General features: G+C 67.9%; 20 protein-coding genes. 9 read left to right on the top strand and 11 right to left on the bottom strand.

Annotation, left to right across the window (positions count from 1 at the left end; all coding sequences use genetic code 11):
• Positions 1-23: 23 nt before the first annotated feature.
• Together M9979_RS09440 and M9979_RS09435 are read left to right on the top strand one after the other, a co-directional pair.
• A complete protein-coding gene (locus M9979_RS09440; RefSeq protein ID WP_254289095.1) occupies positions 24-326 on the top strand; it encodes an integration host factor subunit alpha in 303 nt (100 codons plus the stop codon).
• Between the two features lie 5 nt (positions 327-331).
• Positions 332-673 carry a MerR family transcriptional regulator gene (locus M9979_RS09435; RefSeq protein ID WP_254289094.1) on the top strand — a complete coding sequence of 114 codons (342 nt, stop codon included), beginning with the start codon at positions 332-334 and terminating at the stop codon, positions 671-673.
• A gap of 260 nt (positions 674-933) precedes the next feature.
• On the opposite strand, the gene M9979_RS09430 is transcribed toward M9979_RS09435, so the two are convergent.
• The gene (locus M9979_RS09430; RefSeq protein WP_254289093.1) at positions 934-1,578 is read right to left on the bottom strand and encodes a TetR/AcrR family transcriptional regulator; all 645 of its coding nucleotides are present in this window, start codon (positions 1,576-1,578) and stop codon (positions 934-936) included.
• Positions 1,579-1,692: 114 nt separating this feature from the next.
• Here M9979_RS09430 and M9979_RS09425 point away from each other — a divergent pair, with 114 nt between their 5' ends.
• The gene (locus tag M9979_RS09425; RefSeq protein WP_254289092.1) at positions 1,693-4,068 is read left to right on the top strand and encodes a TonB-dependent receptor; all 2,376 of its coding nucleotides are present in this window, start codon (positions 1,693-1,695) and stop codon (positions 4,066-4,068) included.
• Between the two features lie 190 nt (positions 4,069-4,258).
• Entirely contained in the window at positions 4,259-5,521 is a 1,263-nt protein-coding gene (locus M9979_RS09420) for a spinster family MFS transporter (RefSeq protein ID WP_254289091.1), read from the top strand.
• Between the two features lie 276 nt (positions 5,522-5,797).
• On the opposite strand, the gene M9979_RS09415 is transcribed toward M9979_RS09420, so the two are convergent.
• The 3 genes from M9979_RS09415 to M9979_RS09405 form a co-directional block, all read right to left on the bottom strand.
• The gene (locus tag M9979_RS09415; protein ID WP_254289090.1) at positions 5,798-7,324 is read right to left on the bottom strand and encodes a peptide chain release factor 3; all 1,527 of its coding nucleotides are present in this window, start codon (positions 7,322-7,324) and stop codon (positions 5,798-5,800) included.
• Positions 7,325-7,561: 237 nt separating this feature from the next.
• Positions 7,562-8,437: an aldose 1-epimerase family protein gene (locus M9979_RS09410; protein ID WP_254289117.1), complete on the bottom strand. Its 876-nt coding sequence runs from the start codon at positions 8,435-8,437 to the stop codon at positions 7,562-7,564.
• Positions 8,438-8,477: 40 nt separating this feature from the next.
• Positions 8,478-9,068, bottom strand: coding sequence for a L,D-transpeptidase family protein (locus M9979_RS09405; protein ID WP_254289089.1), 591 nt, complete (start codon positions 9,066-9,068; stop codon positions 8,478-8,480).
• 208 nt (positions 9,069-9,276) lie between these two features.
• On the opposite strand from M9979_RS09405, the gene M9979_RS09400 reads away from it, so the two are divergent.
• Complete coding sequence (locus M9979_RS09400) at positions 9,277-9,987, top strand: murein L,D-transpeptidase catalytic domain family protein (protein ID WP_254289088.1); 711 nt, start codon at positions 9,277-9,279, stop codon at positions 9,985-9,987.
• A gap of 139 nt (positions 9,988-10,126) precedes the next feature.
• Here M9979_RS09400 and pheT read toward each other — a convergent pair whose 3' ends face one another.
• The 5 genes from pheT to rpmI form a co-directional block, all read right to left on the bottom strand.
• Positions 10,127-12,580: a phenylalanine--tRNA ligase subunit beta gene (pheT, locus tag M9979_RS09395; protein WP_254289087.1), complete on the bottom strand. Its 2,454-nt coding sequence runs from the start codon at positions 12,578-12,580 to the stop codon at positions 10,127-10,129.
• A 141-nt stretch (positions 12,581-12,721) separates the two neighbouring features.
• The gene (gene pheS / locus M9979_RS09390) at positions 12,722-13,840 is read right to left on the bottom strand and encodes a phenylalanine--tRNA ligase subunit alpha (RefSeq protein ID WP_254289086.1); all 1,119 of its coding nucleotides are present in this window, start codon (positions 13,838-13,840) and stop codon (positions 12,722-12,724) included.
• Between the two features lie 13 nt (positions 13,841-13,853).
• Positions 13,854-14,162: a GIY-YIG nuclease family protein gene (locus M9979_RS09385; RefSeq protein ID WP_254289085.1), complete on the bottom strand. Its 309-nt coding sequence runs from the start codon at positions 14,160-14,162 to the stop codon at positions 13,854-13,856.
• A gap of 266 nt (positions 14,163-14,428) precedes the next feature.
• Positions 14,429-14,794, bottom strand: coding sequence for a 50S ribosomal protein L20 (gene rplT / locus M9979_RS09380; RefSeq protein WP_037532450.1), 366 nt, complete (start codon positions 14,792-14,794; stop codon positions 14,429-14,431).
• 12 nt (positions 14,795-14,806) lie between these two features.
• Positions 14,807-15,010 carry a 50S ribosomal protein L35 gene (gene rpmI / locus M9979_RS09375; protein WP_017977259.1) on the bottom strand — a complete coding sequence of 68 codons (204 nt, stop codon included), beginning with the start codon at positions 15,008-15,010 and terminating at the stop codon, positions 14,807-14,809.
• Between the two features lie 160 nt (positions 15,011-15,170).
• On the opposite strand from rpmI, the gene M9979_RS09370 reads away from it, so the two are divergent.
• Positions 15,171-17,312, top strand: coding sequence for an AsmA family protein (locus M9979_RS09370; protein WP_254289084.1), 2,142 nt, complete (start codon positions 15,171-15,173; stop codon positions 17,310-17,312).
• An 11-nt stretch (positions 17,313-17,323) separates the two neighbouring features.
• On the opposite strand, the gene M9979_RS09365 is transcribed toward M9979_RS09370, so the two are convergent.
• Together M9979_RS09365 and M9979_RS09360 are read right to left on the bottom strand one after the other, a co-directional pair.
• Entirely contained in the window at positions 17,324-18,031 is a 708-nt protein-coding gene (locus tag M9979_RS09365; RefSeq protein WP_254289083.1) for a FadR/GntR family transcriptional regulator, read from the bottom strand.
• 76 nt (positions 18,032-18,107) lie between these two features.
• Positions 18,108-18,725, bottom strand: coding sequence for a flavin reductase family protein (locus M9979_RS09360; RefSeq protein WP_254289082.1), 618 nt, complete (start codon positions 18,723-18,725; stop codon positions 18,108-18,110).
• Positions 18,726-18,751: 26 nt separating this feature from the next.
• On the opposite strand from M9979_RS09360, the gene M9979_RS09355 reads away from it, so the two are divergent.
• The 3 genes from M9979_RS09355 to M9979_RS09345 are packed head-to-tail and all read left to right on the top strand — an operon-like array spanning position 18,752 to position 21,449.
• A complete protein-coding gene (locus M9979_RS09355) occupies positions 18,752-19,459 on the top strand; it encodes a cytochrome b/b6 domain-containing protein (RefSeq protein ID WP_254289081.1) in 708 nt (235 codons plus the stop codon).
• Positions 19,456-20,202, top strand: coding sequence for a molybdopterin-dependent oxidoreductase (locus M9979_RS09350; RefSeq protein WP_254289080.1), 747 nt, complete (start codon positions 19,456-19,458; stop codon positions 20,200-20,202). The genes M9979_RS09355 and M9979_RS09350 overlap by 4 nt, the downstream gene beginning before the upstream one ends.
• Positions 20,203-20,219: 17 nt before the next feature.
• The gene (locus tag M9979_RS09345) at positions 20,220-21,449 is read left to right on the top strand and encodes an SAM-dependent methyltransferase (protein ID WP_254289079.1); all 1,230 of its coding nucleotides are present in this window, start codon (positions 20,220-20,222) and stop codon (positions 21,447-21,449) included.
• Positions 21,450-21,469: the final 20 nt, after the last annotated feature.

The following is a 21,469-nucleotide window of genomic DNA, read 5'->3' as shown; positions in this document are numbered from 1 at the left end:
ATGGGGTGGGGGCGAAAGTGTTGATGACGACGAGCGCTGGTACGCTGACGCGGGCAGATCTGTCGGAGGCGTTGCATCGTCAGATCGGTCTGTCGCGCACCGATTCGGCCAGGATCGTCGAACAGATCCTCGCCGAGATGTGCGAGGCGCTGTCGCGTGGCGAGAACGTCAAGATCTCCGGCTTCGGCACCTTCGTCCTGCGCGACAAGGGCGAACGGATCGGCCGCAATCCGAAGACCGGGGTCGAGGTTCCCATCGCGCCGCGCCGCGTCCTCACCTTTCGCGCCAGTCAGATGATGCGCGAACGCATCATGACGGCCAGCTGAGCCGGATGGCCTCCGGCACGCACAAGGCGAGCGGGGCGTTCAGGACGATCGGGGAAGTGTCGGCGGACACCGGATTGCCCCAGCATATCTTGCGATATTGGGAAACGCGCTTTCCCCAGCTGCGTCCCGTGGTGCGGGCGGGCAACCGTCGCTATTACCGGCCGGAGGATATCGCGCTGGTCCGCCGCATCGACGGCCTGCTCAACCGGCAGGGCTATACGGTGCGCGGCGTCCAGCAATTGCTCGCCGATACGCGGGCGGAGGGCGAGGCCCCCTCGCTGATGATCGCGCTGCGCGCGATCCGCGACGAACTCGCACACGCGATCGTTCGCGACGAGCAGGGCTGACCCTCATCAATCCTGGGGTCCCGGCCCGGTCGATATCCAGTGTCGGGATAGGATGATTCACGCGGAGGCGCGAAGGCCGCGGAGATGCACAGCATGGGGCTACGTAGCCCTGATCATCTCGAGACGTGATCGGAAACCGTAAGCGCAGCGGGCGAAACACCTCCGCGCCCTCCGCGCCTCCGCGCCTCCGCGCCTCCGCGTGAACAAATATCTCTTTTCTTCAGACACTTCCATGACGGCGAAATATCGCCGCTCACCGCTCAGCCTTTCCGTGGCGCCAGCCCGTCGCGCAGCAGCGCCGCCGCCTGGTCCGCGACATCGTCGATGCCGCGGTCCTCGGCCCAGACGCCGTAGCGCAGCCCCAGGAACACGTTCATCCCCATCACCGCCCAGGCATGGACGTCGGACACGTCGCCGCGCACCTCGCCGCGCGCCGCCGCCGCGCGCAGCCGTGCCTCGATCCGTTCGGCGGTGGAGGCATAATGGCGGCGGAAGCTGTCAGCATCGACGAACTCCGCCTCGTCGATGATGCGGTAGATTTCCTTGTGATCGCGGACGAAGCCGATGAACTGCGCGAGACCGGCACGTTCCGCCGCCAGACCATCCGGCGCGGCGCGCACCGCAGGGGCGACGTGGTCGCGGACCTGCGCCGACATGTCGGTGACCAGCGCGCGGAACACCGCATCCTTCGAATCGAAATAGGTGTAGAAGCTGCCGAGCGCGACGCCGGCCCGGCGGGTAATGCCGCTGATCGACGCGTCGTGGAAGCCGCGCTCGCCGAACTCCACCGCCGCCGCATCGAGCAGCACGCGCAGCGTCCGCCGCCCGCGCTCGGTCCGCGGCGTCTTGTCGCCACCCCCGGCCACCGCCGTATCGCGATCCGCCCCCGCAGCCTCCTCGCCCATCCTCGCCCCCTCAAAAACCCAAGTTGAATCCTGGTTCAGGTTTCACTATAGCGTCGTGCAACGGCGTACAACCCGGGTCAACCGGACAGGGCGCCACATCAGGAGGGGAAGTCCATGAAGCAGCGCACGTCCACGGTCCTCATGCTCGGCGTCGCCGCGGCGGCCTTGCTGGCCGCGCCCGCCACCGCGCAGACCGTCGCCACGCCGGTGCAGGACGGCACCGCCGCCGCAGAGACCACGCCCGACACCAGCGCGACCCCGCCGGAGGAGAATGGCGACATCCTCGTGACCGCACGCCGCCGCTCCGAATCGCTGCTTAGCGTGCCGATCGCGGTGACCGCGTTCAGCGCCGACAAGCTCGACAAGCTCGGCGCGGTCGACCTCACCGACATCCAGAACGTCACGCCCAACACGACGCTGAAGACCGCGCGCGGCAGCAATTCGACGCTCGCCGCCTTCATCCGCGGCGTCGGCCAGCAGGACCCCGTGCCGGGGTTCGAAGCGGGCATCGGCATCTACCTCGACGACGTCTACCTCAACCGTCCGCAGGCCGCGGTGCTCGACATCTACGACGTCGACCGGATCGAGGTGCTGCGCGGGCCGCAGGGGACGCTCTACGGCCGCAACACGATCGGCGGCGCGGTGAAATACGTCACCAAGCGGCTGCCGAGCGTGCCCGAAACGCGGATCAAGGCCAATTACGGCTCCTACGATCAGGCCGACGGCATCGTCGCCGCCTCGCTGCCGATCGGCGACCTGCTCCGCGTCGGCGTCGCGGGCGCACGGCTCAGCCGCGGCGGGTTCGGGCGCAACACGAACCTCAACATCGACAATTACAACAAGGACATCTGGGCCGCCCGCGGCACCGTCGAGTTCGAGACGCCCGATACGCGCCTGTTCGTGCGGATCACCGGCGACTATACGCACGACAAGAGTAACCCGCGCAACGGCCACCGGCTGATCCCGGGCCTGCAATCCGGTGCGCCGGTGCTCGCCGACGTGTTCGACACCCGCGCCGGGCTCAATTTCCCGCGGCAGGATATCAAGGCGGGCGGCCTGTCGATGACCGCCAACGCCAAGCTGACCGACCAGCTGACGCTGCGCAGCATCAGCGCGTGGCGCAAGGACGACAGCTTCACGCCCATCGACTTCGATTCGCTGCCCGCGGTCGACGTCGATGTGCCCGCGATCTACCGCAACGAACAGACCAGCCAGGAATTCCAACTGCTCTACAATTCCGACCGGCTCAACGGTCTGATCGGCTATTACTACCTCGGCGCCAAGGCCTCGACCGGGTTCGGCGTGCTGCTGTCGACGACGCTGCCGGGCTTCAACGCCTATACCGCCGGCGACGTGCGCACCGAGACGTCGTCGGTCTATGGCGATTTCACCTTCGACTTCACGCCGCAGTTCAGCCTGTCGCTCGGCGGCCGCTACACCTGGGACGAGCGCAAATCCTATGTGTTCAAGGCGAGCTATTTCGGCCTGACGTCGGAATTCGGCGGCACGCCGATTGCGGTGGGGGCGCCGGCGACCGATTTCCGGGGCCGGGCCAATTACAGGCGCTTCACCCCGCGCGCCTCGATCAGCTTCAAGCCGACCGAGGACCATTTGCTCTACCTGTCCTATTCCGAAGGCTTCAAGGGCGGCGGCTTCGATCCGCGCGGCTCGGGCACGTCGGCGCCGATCAGCAATCCCGCGGCGGGCCGCACCTATCAGGACATCTACAACTACCTGTCGTTCGATCCAGAAACCGTAACCAGCTATGAAGCGGGCTACAAGGGATCGGCGTTCGACAAGCGGCTGACCTGGGCGCTCGCCGGCTTCTATGCCGACTACAAGGACGTGCAGGTGCCGGGATCGGTCGGCTGCCTGCAGAACGGCGTCCAGAGCTTCTGCGGCATCACGACCAACGCCGCGAAAGCGCGGATCAAGGGCGTCGAGCTGGAGAGCAACGCCGTCCTCGCCCGCGATTTCGCCGGGATCGGCTCGTCGGTGTCGTTGACCGGTACGCTCGGCTATATCGATGCGCGCTACCGCAACTTCATCGGCCCGACCGGGGTCGACGTGGCCAACGTCCGCGTCTTCCAGAACACGCCGAAATGGACCGCGTCGGGCATCCTGACCGGCAACCTGCCCGTCGGCGAAGGGCTGGTGACCGCCAATTCGACCGTCTCCTACCGCAGCCTGACGCACCAGTTCGAGACGGCGAGCCCGTTCCTCGACCAGCCGCGCTATACGTTGCTCGATGCCGGCATCACCTATGCGTTCGGCGAGGGACGGCGCTATTCGATCGGCGTTTATGGCAAGAACCTGACCGACAAGCGCTACAAGACGAGCGGCTATCAGTATATCGCAAGCACCGTCGCGGGCGTGCCGATCCTCAACGCGGCGGGCGGCTATTCCTCGACGCTCGGCAAGGAGGGCATCGCCACCGCCTTCTACGGCAACCCGCGGCAGGTGTTCGTCAGCGTCGGGGCGAAGTTCTGATCGTGGAGGTGAATACACCCGGCGCCCCATTTCCTCCGTCACCCCGGACTTGTTCCGGGGTCCACCCTGCCGCAAGCGCGACGCTGGAGCCTCTGGTCGCACGCCAAGCCGCGGAGTGGACCCCGGACCAAGTCCGGGGTGACGGGAAGCGTGGGGACAGGGTGGGACACGAGCGCATGAGCACCGCACGATGACGTCCGTGCCCCCTACCCCCCGCTATCGCGCGCTCGTGCTTGCGATGCTGTTGCTGGTCTACACGTTCAACTTCCTCGACCGGCAGATCCTCGGCATCCTCGTCGCGCCGATCAAGGCGGAGCTACACCTTACCGATACGCAATTGGGGGCGCTCGGCGGGATCGCCTTTGCGCTGCTCTATTCGACGCTGGCGATTCCGCTGGCGCTGGTCGCCGACCGGACCAGCCGCAGCTGGGTCATCACGATCAGCCTGACGGTGTGGAGCGGCTTCACAGCGCTGTGCGGGCTCGCCACCGGTTTCTGGCAGTTCTTCGCGTTCCGGCTGGGCGTCGGCGTCGGCGAGGCGGGCGGGGTCGCGCCGTCCTATGCGATGATCGCCGACTATTTCCCGCCGCATCAGCGCGCGCGGGCGCTGTCGATCTATTCGCTGGGCATTCCGATCGGACTGGCGGCGGGGGCGTTGCTCGGCGGCCTGCTGGCGAGCAGCGTCGACTGGCGCTGGGCGTTCGTCATCGTCGGGATCGCCGGGATCGTCCTCGCCCCCCTCTTCCGGCTGGTCGTCCGGGAGCCGGTGCGCGGTGCGTTCGATCCCGCCGCGGTGCGGGCCGAGCGGGTGAAGGTATCGGCGGTGTTCGCCATCCTCGCCGCCAAGCCGAGCTTCTGGCTGATGGCGTTCGCCGCGGCGTTCAGCTCGCTGTGCGGCTATGGCCTCGCCTTCTGGGTGCCGTCGGTGCTGATCCGGTCGTTCGGGTTCACGCTGCTGACCGCGTCGCAGTACATCGGGTCGCTGCTGCTGATCGGCGGCACGATCGGCGTGTTCGCGGGCGGCTGGCTCGCCGACCGGCTAGGGGGCACGGATCGCGGCGTCTATGCCAAGCTGCCGGCGATCGCCTGGCTCGTCACCGTGCCGCTGTTCGCCGCCGGCCTCACCAGCGGGTCGCCGACATGGTCGTGGTTCCTGTTCCTGATCCCGCACGGGCTCAATATCCTGTGGCTGGGGCCGGTGACCACCGCGGTCCAGCATCTGGTGCCACCACCGATGCGCGCCACCGCCTCGGCGAGCTTCCTGTTCATCAACAACCTGATCGGGCTGGGGCTGGGGTCGCTGGTGATGGGGCGACTGTCCGACGCGATGACAGCGGTGCACGGGACGGACGCGCTGCGCTATGCGACGCTCTATGCGCTGGGTTTCTATCTGGTCGCGGCGGGGTTGATGCTGCTGGCGGTCAAGCCGCTGCGGCGCGACTGGGTGGGATGAACCTGGACAAGTTGGACACCTTGAGGAAAACGATCCAGATCGATCGTTTCCGAAATTATGCCAACGGTTGAAAGAGCCCTCCCCCGTCATTCCCGCGGAGGCGGGAATCCATAATCACTGCGGCTGGCGATGGAGCCTGCAGGTCAGCCAGTATGGATCCCCGCCTTCGCGGGGATGACGAAGGGTGTGGGGGGACAGGCCTAACGACCCACTGTGGTGTAGGACAGGGGGCGGCACTTTTACCCTGCTGTCCAACGACTTACGCCCTTCGTCGTCCTATCGCTCGCGCGTCGCGGCGAATCGCACCTTGCTGTAGCGGTCGGCGATGTAGTTCACCTCCCATGCGCTCTTGGCGAGGAAGACGGGGTTGCCGTCGCGGTCCTTGGCCATCGCCGAGCGGTTGAGGTCCATGAAGTCCTTGAGGTCGGACGGGTTCTCCGCCGACACCCAGCGCGCGGTCTCGAACGGCGCCGGCTCCAGCCCCGCCGCGACCTTGTATTCCGCGTCGAGCCGGCTGAGCAGCACTTCGAGCTGGAGCTGTCCGACGACGCCGATGATCCAGTTGGAGCCGATCTCGGGATAGAAGACCTGCGTCACCCCCTCCTCGGCCATGTCGTCGAGCGCTTTCCGCAACTGCTTGGTCTTGGTCGGGTCCTTCAGCTGGACGCGGCGCAGGATTTCGGGGGCGAAATTGGGCAGGCCGGTGAAGCGCACATCGGCGCGCTCCGACAGGGTATCGCCGACGCGCAATGTGCCGTGGTTGGGGATGCCGATGATGTCGCCGGGGAAGGCCTCGTCGGCGAGCTCGCGGTTCTGCGCGAAGAACAGGATCGGCGAATGGACCGCGATCGGCTTGCCGTGGCCCGTCGGCGTGAGCTTCATGCCGCGCTTGAACGTCCCCGAGCACAATCGCATGAAGGCGATGCGGTCGCGATGGTTGGGGTCCATGTTCGCCTGCACCTTGAACACGAAGCCGGTGACCTCGTCATTGTCGGGGCTGACGGGTGCCGGCTCGGCGGGCTGCGCGCGCGGCGGCGGGGCGTGTTCGGCAAGCGCGCCGATCAGCTCGGCAACACCGAAATCCTTGAGCGCAGAGCCGAAATAGACCGGGGTCAGATCGCCGTTGCGATAGGCCTCGGCATCGAACTCCGGGTAGCCCGCCTGCGCCAGCTCGATCTCCTCCGCCCAGCGTTCGGACAGCTTGGGGTCCGCCTCGGTCTTGCCCAGGAAGGCGCGGCTGTCGCCTTCGGGGCGGCTGATCGTGTTGGTGACGAGGTCGAGCACGCCCTCGAATTCGCCGCCCATGCCGACCGGCCAGCTCATCGGCGCGACGTCGAGCGCCAGCATGTCGGCGATCTCGTCGAGCAGCTCGAAGATCGGGCGGCCTTCGCGATCGACCTTATTGACGAAGGTGATGATCGGGACGGAGCGCAGCCGGCAGACCTCGAACAATTTGCGCGTCTGCGGCTCGATGCCCTTGGCGGCGTCGATCACCATCACCGCCGAATCGACCGCGGTCAGCGTGCGATAGGTGTCCTCGCTGAAGTCCTCGTGGCCCGGGGTGTCGAGCAGGTTGAAGGTGATGCCGTCGCGTTCGAAGGTCATCACCGACGAGGTGACCGAAATGCCGCGCTGCTGCTCGATCTTCATCCAGTCCGACCGCGCGCGGCGGTTCTGGCCACGGGCCTTCACTTCGCCGGCAAGATGGATCGCGCCGCCGAAATAGAGCAGCTTTTCGGTCAGCGTCGTCTTGCCCGCGTCGGGGTGGGAGATGATCGCGAAGGTGCGGCGGGGGGAGGTCACTAAGGCAAATCTCTGGATGGCGCGGCCTGCGGCGGCAAGCGCGATGAGGGATGGCGGCGCTTTGCCAGATCGGCGGCGGATAGGACAGAGGGTTGCGGCGTCCCCGCTCCCCTTCGTCATCCCGGCGAACGCCGGGACCCATGGACAGCGCGCCATCGGCGTCGGCGCGTCGTCATCGGCTTGACTGCCGCCATGGGTCCCGGCGTTCGCCGGGATGACGGATGGGGCGGTGGTGCCCTATTGCTCCAGCGTCACGCGCATCGCGATGCGTTTCTCGCCGCCGGGCGCGACTTCGAACACGCCGGGCTTGTCGCGAAACTCGCCGGTATAGCCTTCGGGATCGGCGATGCCGTGCCAGGGTTCGACGCAGACATAGGCAGCGCCGGGCTTGGTCCAGATGCCGAGCATCGGCGTGTCGGGAAAGGCGATGTGCAATTGCGGGCCGTCGGGCGCGCCATAGGTGACCGCATCGGAGCGGACGTCGTCCCACACCAGCGCGTCGGTGGCGAAGAGGTCGTCGCGCAGGAGCAGTTCGCGGCCCTGCAACGGCGAGGGCTTGCGCGCCGCCGCGATCGTGCCGTCGGCGGCGATGGTACGCAATTCCGCGGGTTCGTCGGCGTCGAAACGGATGCGGTGCACGGCCCGGTCCTGCCCATAGGGCAATGGCCAGGCGAAGGCGGGGTGGAAGCCGAAGCTCGCCGGCAGGGCCACATCAGCGGGGTTGGCGACCGTCGCTGCTATGTGCAGCGTCGCGCCCTCGATCCGGTAGGCGATCTCGAGGCGGAAGGCGAAGGGGTAGGCCGCGCGGGTCTCTTCGCTGTCGGTCAGTGCGAAGGTGACGCTGTCGTCGGCCGTCGCGACGACTTCGAACAGCGAGCCGCGCGCGAAGCCATGCTTCTTCATCGGATAGGCGCGGCCGTCGATGCGGATCGTCTCGCGAAACGGCATGCCGACCACCGGGAACAGGATCGGCGCATGGCCGGTCCAGAACGCCGGATCGGCGTTGGTCATCAGCTCGTGCCCCTCTGCGTCGCGCAGATGCGTCAGCTCCGCGCCCAAAGGGTTGATCGCTGCGCTGAGGCGGTCGGAATGGATGGTGACGAGGTCGGTCATGCCGGTGTCCTGCGTCACCTGCGATCCGATCGCAAGCGCATCAGCGCGACGCCGTTTCCAGCTGCATCGCATTGGCGCTCGCCGTCTCGAGCTGCATCGCGCGCGCGTCCTCCGGGGTCGGCGGCACCCAGCCCTCCGCGGCGGAGGCGTCGGTGACGAGCACCGGCGTGCCACGCGTCGTCACCGCGAACAGCCGCTTGGCGAATTCGGTCGGCACGCGGATGCAGCCGTGCGAGGCGGGGAAGCCGGGGTTCATGCCGGCGTGGATCGCGACGCCGTCCCAGGTCAGCCGCTGCATGAACGGCATCGGCGCGCTGTCGTACAGGTTGCTCTTGTGCTTTTCCGACTTCTGCAGGATCGGAAAGACCCCGAGCGGCGTGTCCTTGCCGTCCTTGCCCGTCGAGACGGTGGAGGCGGCGATAAGCACCTCGCCGCGGTAGACATAGGCCTTCTGGTCGGGGATCGAGATGACGATGCTCACCGGCTCCAGCGACGCGCTGTCGTTCCACAGGAAGCGGTTGGGCGCCAGCGTGGTCACTTCGGGGGCGAGCGCGTCGGACGCGGCGGCGACGGCCGGGGCCGGCGCGATGGCGAGGACCGCGGCGCCCGCCAGGATGAGCCAATGCTGCATGGTCTTGCCCTTTCTCGTCCGCCCCCCTTCACCCGTCACAACGCGCGACTCCGCCGCTGGTGCCGCGGATGATTCGGGACAAATCGAGCCGGAGCCGCGGCCAACCGTGCAACCGGAACGCCGACCGGGGCCGCGGGGTGGCAGAAAATTAAGTCCGAAGCTGCTATATGATGAGCAGCGGGTTCAAACCGGGGCTTAAAACATTTCGATGCAAAACGAGCATGATAGCGTGCGCGATCGGCGCGCCCTGTTGAAGAATGCGGCGGTGATGGCGGCGACGCTGGCGATGCCCGGCACCGTCTCCGCGGCGACGCGGCGGCTGACGCAGCGCGACCTGCGTCCGCTCAGCGAGCCGCCGTTGCCCGCCCCCCGGCCGATGGTCGCGGCACGTCCGATGACCTCGCCGCGCGTCGTGCGTCCCGACCTGATGCGCCAGGCGCTCGCCGCGCTCGACACGCACGGCCGCCGCGTCGCACGCCGCGACCGGATCGCGATCGCCGACATGGCCGCCGCCTCGTCGGAGGCGCGTTTCCACATCGTCGACCTCGTCTCGGGGCGCAGCCAGTCGTTCCTCGTCGCGCATGGCAGCGGCTCGGACCCGGCGCATACCGGTTTCCTCAAGCGGTTTTCCAACGAGCCCAATTCCAACGCCACCTCGCAGGGTGCGTTCGTCACCGCGGACTATTACGTCGGCAAGCATGGCCGCTCGCAGCGGCTGATCGGGCTCGATCCGACCAACGACAATGCGCTGGCGCGGGCGATCGTGGTGCATTCGGCCTGGTATGCGAACCGCGACATGCTGCGCACGCACGGCATGCTGGGGCGCAGCCAGGGCTGTTTCGCGGTCGGCGAGAGCGACCTCGCACGCGTGTTCGACCAGCTCGGGTCCGGGCGGATGATCTTTTCCGCGAAGGTGTGAGGGCTGACCCTCCCCGCCGGGGAGGGCTAATCCTAGACATCGTCACCCCAGCGTACGCTGGGGTCTCCGTGTGGAGAGCGATACACCCGCCAACGGGGAGATCCCAGCTTGCGCTGGGATGACGGTTGTTTGGCGTGCCCTACCCCCGCAGGCTCGCGCCCTGCTTCGCCGCCGCCGCGACGACCTTGTCGGCGAGCGCCTTCAGATCCGCATCGGTGAAGCTCTTGTCGATCGGCTGCAGCGTCACCTCGACCGCGACCGAGGCGTGGCCGTCCTCGACGCCGACGCCGGTGAAGACGTCGAACACGCGCGCGGCGACGATCGCAGCCTTGTCCGCGCCGCGCACCGCGCGGACCAGCGCGTCGGCGCTGACGCCCGCGGGGACGAGGAAGGCGAAGTCGCGGCGCACCGATTGCAGCGCGGGCGGCGCGAACGCCGGGCGCATGAAGCCCGAGGCACGCCTGGCGGGCAGCGCGTCGAGGTAGACCTCCACCGCGGCGACCGCGCCGTCGAGGTCGAACGCCTTGAGCAGGCTGGGGTGCAGCATGCCGAAGCGCGCGAGCACCGTCTTGGAGCCGAGGCGCAGCGTACCGCTCTGCCCGGGATGCCAGGCGTCTCCCGCCTCGCCCATCACTTGGAGGTTGTCGACCGGCGCACCCGCGGCGGCGAGCAGCGCCAGCGCCTCGGCCTTGGCGTCGTAGGCGTCGAAGCCGGCGCCCTTGCCCTCGCGCCAGCCGCGCTCGCGGCGGTTGCCGGCGAGGACGACGCCGACCGTCGGCCGCTCCGCCTCGGCGAGGTAGCGGCGGCCGACTTCGAACAGCCGCACCGCGGTGACGCCGCGCTTGAGGTTGCGCGCGGTCGCCGAGAGCAGGCCGGGGAGCAGCGAGGGGCGCATGACCTTCAGGTCCTCGCTGATCGGGTTGGCGAGGCTCCACGCGCCGCCGCCGAAGGGCGCCGCCTGCGCCTCCGACAGGAAGCTCCACGTCACCGCCTCGTCGAGGCCACGCGCGGCGGCGGCGCGGCGGACGCGGCGTTCGAGCTTCTGTTCGGGGGTGGCGGTCGGCTTGGCCACGCCGGGGGTGCGCGGCAACGGCACGGGCGCGACCTTGTCGATCCCCTCGATGCGGATCACCTCCTCGACGAGGTCGGCGGCACCGTCCACGTCGCGGCGCCACGTCGGCACGGTGACCTGCCAGTCATCGCCGACCACGAAGCCAAGCGACTCCAGGATCGCGCGCTGGCGGTCGGCGGGGACGGCGAGGCCGCCCAGCGTCTCCGCCTTGGCAGGGTCGTAGGCGTGGACGCGCGGCGCCAGCGGCGGTTCGCCGGCGCGGGTGACCGGCGAGGGCGTGCCACCGCACAGGTCGAGCACCAGCCGCGTCGCGATGGCGAGGCCGTCGTCGAGGAAGGCGGGATCGACGCCGCGCTCGAACCGCTGGCGCGCGTCGCTGGTCAGCAGCAGCTTCTGGCCGGTGCGCGCGATATGGTCGGGATCGAAATAGGCGCATTCGATCAGCACGTCGGTGGTGTCCGCCGAGACGCCGGAATGCTCGCCGCCCATGATGCCGGCGATGTCGTGAACCTGTGCATCGTCGGCGATGACGGTCATCGTCGCGTCGAGCGTGTAGGTCTTGCCGTTGAGCGCGAGGACCTGTTCGCCGTCCTCAGCCTTGCGGGCGACGAGGCCGCCAGACAGCGTGGCGCGGTCGTAGACGTGCAAGGGGCGCCCGAGGTCGATCGAGACGTAATTGGTGATGTCGACCAGCGCGCTGATCGGCTTCTGCCCGATCGCGGTCAGGCGGCGGCGGAGCCATTCGGGCGATTCGCCGTTGGCGACGCCGCTGACGTTCTGCGCGTAGAAGGCGGGGCAGCCGGCGGGGTCGTCGGTGCGGACGTCGGGGGCTTCAACCGGTACCACATCCGTTCGGGCTGAGCTTGTCGAAGCCCCTCTCTCCGCAGGCGTGACGCTTGTGGAGAGGTGCCCTTCGACAGGCTCAGGGCGAACGGGGGACCTGGGTACCGTGAGCGGCTTCAACGTCCCCAGCCCCGCCGCGGCGAGGTCGCGGGCGATGCCGCGGACGCCCATGCAGTCCTGGCGGTTGGGGGTGACGCTGATGTCGATCACCGCGTCGTTGAGCCCGGCATAGTCCGGGAAGGGCGTGCCGACCGGCGCATCGGCGGGCAGTTCGATGATCCCGTCGTGATCCTCGCCGAGTTCGAGCTCGCGCGTCGAGCACATCATGCCGTTCGATTCGACACCGCGGATCGCGGCGACCTTGAGTGTCACGTCGAGGCCGGGGACGTAGGCACCCGGCGGCCCGAACACGCCGATCAGCCCCGCGCGCGCATTGGGCGCACCGCAGACGACCTGCAGCGCCCCGTCGCCGGCATCGACGGAGAGGACCTGCAGCTTGTCCGCCTGCGGATGGCGTTCGGCGGTGAGCACCTCGGCGACGCGGAACGCCTTCAGCGCATCGCCGGGATTGTGGACGCCCTCCACCTCCAGCCCGATGCGGGTCAGCGTCTCGACGATGACGTCGAGGTCCGCGTCGGTGTCGAGGTGCTCGCGGAGCCAGGACAAAGTGAACTTCATAGCGATTCCAGACCTTCGTCATCCCGGCGAACGCCGGGACCCATGGATGCGGGCGGTTCGTGACGTCCGCCTGCACCCGCCATCATGCTCATCCTATCCGTGGGTCCCGGCGTTCGCCGGGATGACGGATGGGGGGCGGGATCACGCGCCTGCGCCGACCCCGCCCGACAGCGTCGGGACGTCCAACGCCGAGAAGCCGTAATGCTTCAACCAGCGGATATCGCCGTCGAAGAACGGGCGCAGGTCGTCCATGCCGTATTTGAGCATCGCGAGGCGATCGATGCCGCAGCCGAAGGCGAAACCCTGCCATTCCTCGGGATCGAGACCGCACGCCGCGATGACCTTCGGGTGGACCATGCCGGAGCCGAGCACCTCCATCCAGCCGCCGCCTGACCCGCCGATGACGCGCTTGCCCTTCTCGATCGTGTAACCGACGTCGACCTCCGCCGAGGGTTCGGTGAAGGGGAAATAGCTCGGGCGCAGGCGCAGGACGATGTCGTCGCGCTCGAAGAACGCCTTCAGGAACGTCTCCAGCGTCCATTTGAGGTGGCCGAGCGTGATCCCCTTGTCGATCACCAGCCCCTCGACCTGATGGAACATCGGCGTATGCGTCGCGTCGCTGTCCGAACGATAGGTGCGGCCGGGCGCGATGATGCGGATCGGCGGTTGCTGCTGCAGCATCGTGCGGATCTGCACCGGCGAGGTATGCGTGCGCAGCAGCGAGAAGGTGGCGCGCTCGTCGAACGTGCCCCCGGCCTTCGCATCGAGACCCTGTTGCAGGTAGAAGGTGTCGTGCATCGCGCGCGCCGGATGCGTCTCCGGGATGTTGAGCGCGGTGAAATTGTGCCAGTCGGTCTCGATCTCCGGCCCCGTCGCGACCGCGAAACCCAGGTCGGCGAAGATCTCGGCGAGTTCGTCCATCACCTGGCTGACCGGATGGACGGTGCCGGCGAGCGGCGCCTCAGCGGGCAGCGTCATGTCGAGCGTCTCGCTCGCGAGCCGCGCGTCGAGCGCGGCGCGGTCGAGGCTCGCCTTGCGGGTGGCAATGGCGTCGGCGACCGCCTCGCGCAGGCCGTTGATGCGCGGGCCGTCCGACTGGCGCTGTTCGGGGGTCATCTTGCCCAATGTCTTGAGCAACTGCGTGACGCTGCCCTGCTTGCCGAGCGCCTCGACGCGCAGCGCCTCGAGCGCCTCGGGGCTCGCCGCGGCGGGAATGGCGGTCAGCAGATGGTCGCGCAGGGTATCGAGGTCTTCGCTCACGTATCGCTCTCTTTCACAGGCGGGGCAGTCCCAATCCGACGGCAAGGTCGGCCCAGTCTTCGTTCTGCGTTTCGATCAGATCGATCTTCCACGCGCGCCGCCAGTCCTTCAGCCGCTTCTCACGGACGATAGCGGCCTCCATCGTGTCGTGCACCTCGTACCAGACGAGACTGCGCACGCCGTATGCCTTGGTGAAGCCGGGGATCAACCCCTCACGATGCTGCATGACACGCACGAGAAGGTTGGAGGTGACGCCGATGTAGAGCGTACCGTGGCGGCGGCTGGCGAGGATGTAGAGGCAGGGCTGGAAGATATCGCGCATTTGGTACTGCCCCTCTTTCGTCATCCCGGGGAACGCCGGGACCCATGGATACGATACGCCGATGGTAGCAGGTCATCGCTGGCCGACCAGCCGGCGTGCCGATGCGATCGTTTGGCAGGCGGAGCACGCCACCGCGGGCCGGTCGTGTCCATGGGTCCCGGCGTTCGCCGGGATGACGAGAGAGGGGGAACGTGCCCGCCCCACACACGAAAAAGGCGCCGGTGGTTGCCCACCGACGCCCCTTTCCGTCACATGCGTCCGGTCGCTTACGCGGCCTGGGGCAGCGCCGCCTTCGCCTGCGCGATGATCGCGCTGAACGCGGCGCCTTCGTGCATCGCGATGTCGGCGAGGACCTTGCGGTCGAGCTGGACGCCGGCGAGCTTCAGGCCGTGCATGAACTGCGAATAGGTCAGGCCCTCGGCGCGGACGCCGGCGTTGATACGCTGGATCCACAGGCCGCGGAAGGTCCGCTTCTTTACCTTGCGGTCGCGATACGCATACTGGCCGGCCTTTTCGACGGCCTGGCGGGCGATGCGGATCGTGTTCTTGCGGCGGCCGTAATAGCCCTTCGCCTGTTCGAGGATCCGCTTGTGCTTGGCGCGGGTGGTTACACCCCGTTTGACGCGTGCCATGTCCTGATGTCCTTACTTGAGGCCGTACGGCGCCCAGGCCTTCACCGTCGCGGTGTCGGCCTTCGACAGCACCTTGGTGCCGCGGTTCTGGCGGATGTACTTGGAGTTGTGGGAGATCAGGCGGTGGCGCTTGCCGGCGACGCCGTGCTTCAGCAATCCACTGGCGGTGAGCTTGAAGCGCTTCTTGACGCCGCTTTTCGTCTTGAGCTTGGGCATTTTGGTCCTTTCGCTGTGAGAAGGCATGGACAGCCGCGGCAGCCCTTGATGGCCGGGCAGTCCTGTAGCGCCTCGCTCGGGAAGCGGGCCCCTTAGCGAACCGCCACGCGAAACGCAACCGATGCGGAACCGGAACGAGGCGCATGCGCTTCATCGCCCCATGGACACGCCGACGACGACCACCCCGGAGACCGCGCCCGCGCCGCCCGCCTCACCCGCCGCGCCGATCCGCCGTCGCCGGGCGTGGCGTATCGCGCGCAACGTGCTGCTGGGCCTCGTCGGACTGATCGTCGCGATCTGGCTGGTGCTCTACATCACCAAGGGCCGCTTCCTCAAACATCCCTTCGAGCGATTCGTCGGCGGGCAGACGCACCGGCCGGTCACCGTGGCGGGCGATTTCCAGCTGTATTTCGCGCCGCTGCGAATCAAGTTCGTCGCCGAGAAGATGACGATCGCCAACCCGGCCTGGGCGACCAAGCCGTATCTGTTCCAGGCGGAGCGAATCGACACGCGCATCGCGCCGCTGTCGCTGATCTGGGGCAAGCGGCGGCTCTACTGGCTCGACCTCGTCGATGGCGCGGTCGATCTGGAGTGGAACACGGCGCATACCACCAACAGCTGGACGTTCAGCAACAAGAAGGGCGGCAAGCCGCTGGAATTCCCGCGCATCGACGTCGCGACCGTGCGCGGCACCACCGTGCGCTACCTCGACCCTCGGATGCAATTGCTCGCCGACCTCAAGATCGACGACATCCGCTCGACCGACGCGCGGATCGGCAAGGCGGTCGGGCTGACCGGCACGGGCCGGGTGCGCAGCGCGCCCTTCACCGTCACCGCGCGGCTGCTGACCCCCGATGCGACCGCCAACCGCGGGCAGAATCAGCTCGTCGCGCGGATGCGCGCGGTACACAACGTCATCGACGTCGCCGGCACGCTGCCGTCGATCGCCGATATCGAGCGCGTGCCGCTGCAGGTCGCGGCGCGCGGGCGCAACATGGCCGAACTGCTCGGCATCATCGGCGTCGCGCTGCCCAATACGCGCACCTATCGCCTGCGCGGGCAGATGGTGAAGGATGGCGAGCGCTATCGCTTCACGCACTTGCGCGGGGTGGCGGGCGCGACCGACCTCGCCGGCACGCTGACGATCACCAACGGCGAGCGGCTGCACCTCGATTCGGTGCTGGCGACGAAGAGCCTCGACATCATCGATGCCGCGCCGTTCATCGGCTACAATCCCGATATCGTCGCCGCCAAGGGCGCGGTCGCCGCCGCCGCCGCGACCGGCGCCGCGCCGCAGCGGCTGCTGCCCGACGCCGCGCTGCCGATTGCGACGATGCAGCGCTTCGACGCGAACCTCAAATGGACGGTCGGCGTGGTGCGGTCGCGCAACGTGCCGATCAGCGACGTCGACGTGACGCTGGCGCTGGACCATGGCCGGCTGGCGCTGTCGCCGCTCACCTTCGCGATGGCGCGCGGCAATGTCGCGAGCGATGTCGTCTTCGACACGCGGCAGCGCCCCAGTGCCGCCAGCTACGACATCCGCCTCGCGCCGACGCCGATGGGACGGCTGCTCGCCGGCTATGGTGTCGCCGAATCGGGGACGACCGGCACGATCCGCGGGCGCATCCAGCTGAAGGGGCGCGGCGACACGATCCACGATTCGCTGAGCACCGCGGGCGGGCGCATCGCCTTCGTCATGCCGCAGGGGCAATTGTGGACGCGCAACGTCCAATTGTCCGAGCTCGACCTCGGCACGTTCGTGCAGAAGATGTTCGAGGACAAGTTGAAGAAGCCGGTCGAGGTCAATTGCGGGCTGATCGGTTTCACCGTCCGCAACGGCGTCGCCGCCGCGGACCCGATCCTGATCGACACGACCAAGAACGTCATCGTCGGGCGCGGCGGCTTCAGCTTCCGTAGCGAGGGTGTCGACCTCGCCTTCCGCGCCGACGGCAAGAAGTTCAGCCTGTTCTCCGGCCAGTCGCCGGTGGGGATCGGCGGGTATTTCGCGGCGCCCAAGCTGAACGTCGTCAGCGACCAGCTGCTCGCGCGCGCCGGTGCGGGGCTGGGCCTTGCGATCGTGGGCACGCCGATCGCGGGCATACTCGCCTTCGTCGATGTCGGCGATGCCAAGTCGGCGGCGTGCGGCCCGGTGCTCGCCGGCGCCACCGCCAAGGCGCAGCGCACGACCAAGGGCGCGCCCCGAGATGACGTCGGCCGCGGCACGACCGCGAAGGAAGAGGACGGCAAGGCGAGCGGCGGCGAAAAGAAGGAACAGCGCAAGAAGTTCCTCGGAATCTTCTGAACGCGGGTGCCTTAGCCTTTCAGCAGCCGCTCGGTATCCTCGTGCGCCTGTTGCAGCAGCACGATCGTCGCATCGCGCGCGGCGGCGGAATCCTGGCCGGCGATGGCGTCGTACAGGTGGCGGTGTTGCGGCATCGGATCGCGCGGTCGGGCGCGACCGCGGAACTTGAAGATCGTCGTCCAGCGTACCGCCGCGCCGATGCTGCCCGACAGGCTGACGAGCAGTTCGTTGTTGGTCGCTTCGAGGATCGTGTTGTGGAACGCCTGATCCGCCGCCTGTCCGTCGGCGGTGTCGAGGCCGTGCGCTTGCATCGCGTCGAGCGCGGCGTTCATCCGCAACAGCTGGTCGGCGCTGCGCAGCGCCGCCGCCATCTCCGCCGCGGCGGGTTCGACGATCATGCGCAGCTGGAACAGGCTGCGCACGAAGGAGGCGGGCGCTTCGCCCTCGAACATCCAGGCGAGCAGGTCGGGATCGAGCAGATTCCACTGTGCGCGCTCGCGCACCCGCGTCCCCGATTTGGGGCGGCTTTCGACCAGCCCCTTGGCGGACAGCATGCGCAGCGCCTCGCGCACCACGCTGCGCGACACGCCGCGGGTGGCCGCGATGTCGATCTCGCCGGGGATGACGCTGCCCGGCGGATGGCGGCCGGTGACGATGGCGATGCCGAGATCGCGGGCGATCAGCGTGTGGGACGGTTCCCGCCGTTCGCCCTTCGCCATGCCGCTCTCCCCGTCGTTAGCCCAACGACTAGGGCGCGGGCGCGCCGATGGGAAGCCCGGCCATCTCTCCGGGGGACTATTGCGGACGGCGCATGCGGAACAGCTGCTCTTCCTCGACGGCGAAATAGTCCGCCGGGCCGCCGCCGCGCAGGATCGGGCGCGCGCGGGCGGTCTGGTAGACACCGTCCTCCAGCATCGCCGGATCGATGTGGATGCCGATCGCCTCGCCGATCACCAGATACTGGTCGAGTTCGGCGCCGTGACGGTCGGTGAGGCGGACGATCCGGGTCAGCTTGCACTCGAAGCTCACCGGGCTCGCCGCCACGCGCGGCGGCGCGACGAGGCGCGACGGCAAGGTGTCGATTCCCGCCAGCGCATATTCGTCGACGTCGGCGGCGACGCTGGCGGAGGTCGCGTTCATCGCCTCGGCGAGGTCGCGGGTGGCGAGGTTCCAGACGAACTCGCCCGTCTCCGCGATGTTGGCGACGCTGTCCTTCCACCCCATCGACGAAAAGGCGATCAGCGGCGGGGTGTAGTTGACGAGGTTGAAGAAGCTGTAGGGCGCGAGATTGCGCACGCCGTTGCCTGATACGCTGCCGATCCAGCCGATCGGCCGCGGCGCGACGATCGCGTTGAGGGGGTCGTGGGGCAAGCGGTGGCCGGCGGCGGGTTCGTAGAAATGCGATGCGGTCATGGCCGCTTAACTGCTACAGACGCGACATGGACCCAAGCGTTTCCGATCCGGTCATCCGCCGCCACCGGCTCGCGACGCGGCTGTGGCATTGGGTGAATGCGGTGGCGGTGTTCGTGCTGCTGGGCAGCGGGCTCGGCATCTCCAACGCGCATCCGCGGTTGTACTGGGGGCGCTATGGCGCGAACTTCGACCATGCCTGGGCGCAGCTGCCGCGCTTTCCGGCGTGGATCACCATACCGGCGAGCTACAATCTCGCGATCTCGCGGCGCTGGCACCTGCTGTTCGCGCTCGTCTTCGCCTTCGGTCTGCTGGGCTATATGATCGTCAGCCTGCTCAACCGCCATTTCGCGACGCGGCTGCGGCTGCGTCGCGCCGACGTCAGCCCCACGCATCTGGCGCAGGACGTGCGCGATCACTGGAACTTCCGATTCCACGACGCGAACGATCCGGGGGCGTACAATTCGTTGCAGAAATGGAGCTATATCCTGACGATCTTCGTCGCATTGCCGGCGATGATCCTGACCGGCCTCGCGCTGTCGCCCGGCATGAACGCGGCGTGGCCGTGGCTGCTGGAGGTGTTCGGCGGGCGGCAGTCGGCGCGCTCGATCCATTTCGTCACCGCCGCGCTGATCGGCGGCTTCATCGTCATCCATATCGCGCTCGTCATCCTGGCGGGCGCCGGCAACGAATTGCGCTCGATGCTGTCGGGCAAGTGGAAGGTGCCGCGGTCATGATAGTTGCGCGACGCAACCTGATCGTCGGCGGTGCCGGCCTGCTGCTCGCCGGGTGCGACAAGGTCGCGGCCATCCCGCAGGCGCGCAGGATCCTGTTTTCGGGCGAGGACATGCACCGCGGGCTGCAGCGCGCGCTGATGGACCGCGCGGCGCTGGCACCCGAATTCACCCGCGAACAGATGTCGCCGGTGTTCCGCGCGAACGGCACGCGCGATCCCGGCACGCCCGGCTATGCGGCGATGGTCGCGAACGGGTTCGCCGATTACCGCCTGCGCATCGGCGGGCTGGTCGACCGGCCGCTGTCGCTTTCCCTCGACCAGCTCGCGTCGATGCCGGCGCGGTCGCAGATCACCCGCCACGATTGCGTCGAGGGGTGGAGCGCGATCGGCCAGTGGCAGGGGCCGATGCTGGGCACGGTGCTGAAGGCGGCGGGGATGCGGGGCAGCGCGCGCTACGTCGTGTTCACCTGCGCCGATCTGTACAACGGCCAGCCCTATTACGAATCGATCGACACGATCGACGCCTTTCACCCGCAGACGATCCTGGCATTGAAGATGAACGGCGCGCGGCTGACCGTGCCGCACGGCGCGCCCGTCCGCCTGCGCGTCGAGCGGCAATTGGGCTACAAGCACGCCAAATACGTGACCGGCATCGACGCGGTCGCCAGCCTGGACGGCATCGGCAAGGGTAAGGGCGGCTATTGGGAGGACAATGTCGATTACGATTGGTATGCCGGCATCTAGCGGATTATGCAGCGCACATGGCGCTGATCGACATGTTCCTCAGCCGCGCCGTGACGCGTGGCCAATTGACCCTCCACCGCCCCGGCAAGCCGCCCACGACCTTCGGCACCCCCGATGCCGAATACGGCCATATCACCATCCGCTTTGCCGACCGCGGCGTCGCGGCGCGCATCGTCCGCAACCCGGCGCTGGCGGCGGGCGAGCTGTACATGGACGGGCGGCTGACCGTCGATGGCGACGACATCATGGGCCTCGTCACGCTGATGAAGCGCAACGACGCTTGGGAGAACGGGCAGCAGGCGCTCCAGCCCTCCGCGCTCGTCCGCGGCATCGGTGCGGTCAAGCACCGGCTCGACCGGATCAACATGGAGCGGCGATCGAAGCAGAACGTCGCGCACCATTACGACCTGTCGGCGCGGCTCTACGATCTGTTCCTCGACGCCGACAAACAGTATAGCTGCGCCTATTACACCGATCCCGGCAATACCCTCGAACAGGCGCAGGACGACAAGCTGGCGCATATCGCCGCGAAGCTGGCGATCCGGCCGGGGATGCGCGTGCTCGACATCGGCTGCGGCTGGGGCGGCATGGCGCTGTACCTCAACAAGCATTTCGGCGTGGAGGTGCTCGGCGTCACGCTGTCCGAGGAACAGCTGAAGATCGCGCGCGAGCGGGCCGCCGCGGCGGGCGTCGCCGATAAGGTCAGGTTCGAGCTGATCGACTATCGCCGTGTCGAGGGGCAATTCGACCGCATCGTATCGGTCGGCATGTTCGAGCATGTCGGCCCGCCGCAATACCGCACCTATTTCCGCAAGTGCCGCGACCTGCTGACCCCCGACGGCGTCGCGCTGATCCATACGATCGGGCGGCTCGGCCCGCCGAGCGTCACCGACGACTGGACGACCAAATACATCTTCCCCGGCGGCTACAATCCCGCGCTGTCGGAGACGATCGCGGCGTTCGAGGGACTGAAGCTGTTCCTCACCGACGTCGAGGTGCTGCGGCTGCACTACGCCTATACGCTGCACGAATGGTATCGGCGGACCCTGGCGGCGAAGGACGCGATCGTCGCGCTGTACGACGAACGCTTCTACCGGATGTGGACCTTCTACCTCGCCGGCGCGGCGCAGGCGTTCGAGCATGGCGGACTGGTCAATTTCCAGATCCAGTTCAGCCGCAGCCGTGCCGAACTGCCGATCACGCGCGATTACATGATCGAGGGCGAGCGGGCGTTGCGGGGGGTGTAGGCCTGTTCGTTGGGCGCGAA

The organism is Sphingomonas liriopis, assembly GCF_024211255.1.
Taxonomy (GTDB): Bacteria; Pseudomonadota; Alphaproteobacteria; order Sphingomonadales; family Sphingomonadaceae; genus Sphingomonas; species Sphingomonas liriopis.
Note: the sequence above shows the minus strand (reverse complement) of the source record. Positions and strands in the feature narration are given on the sequence as shown.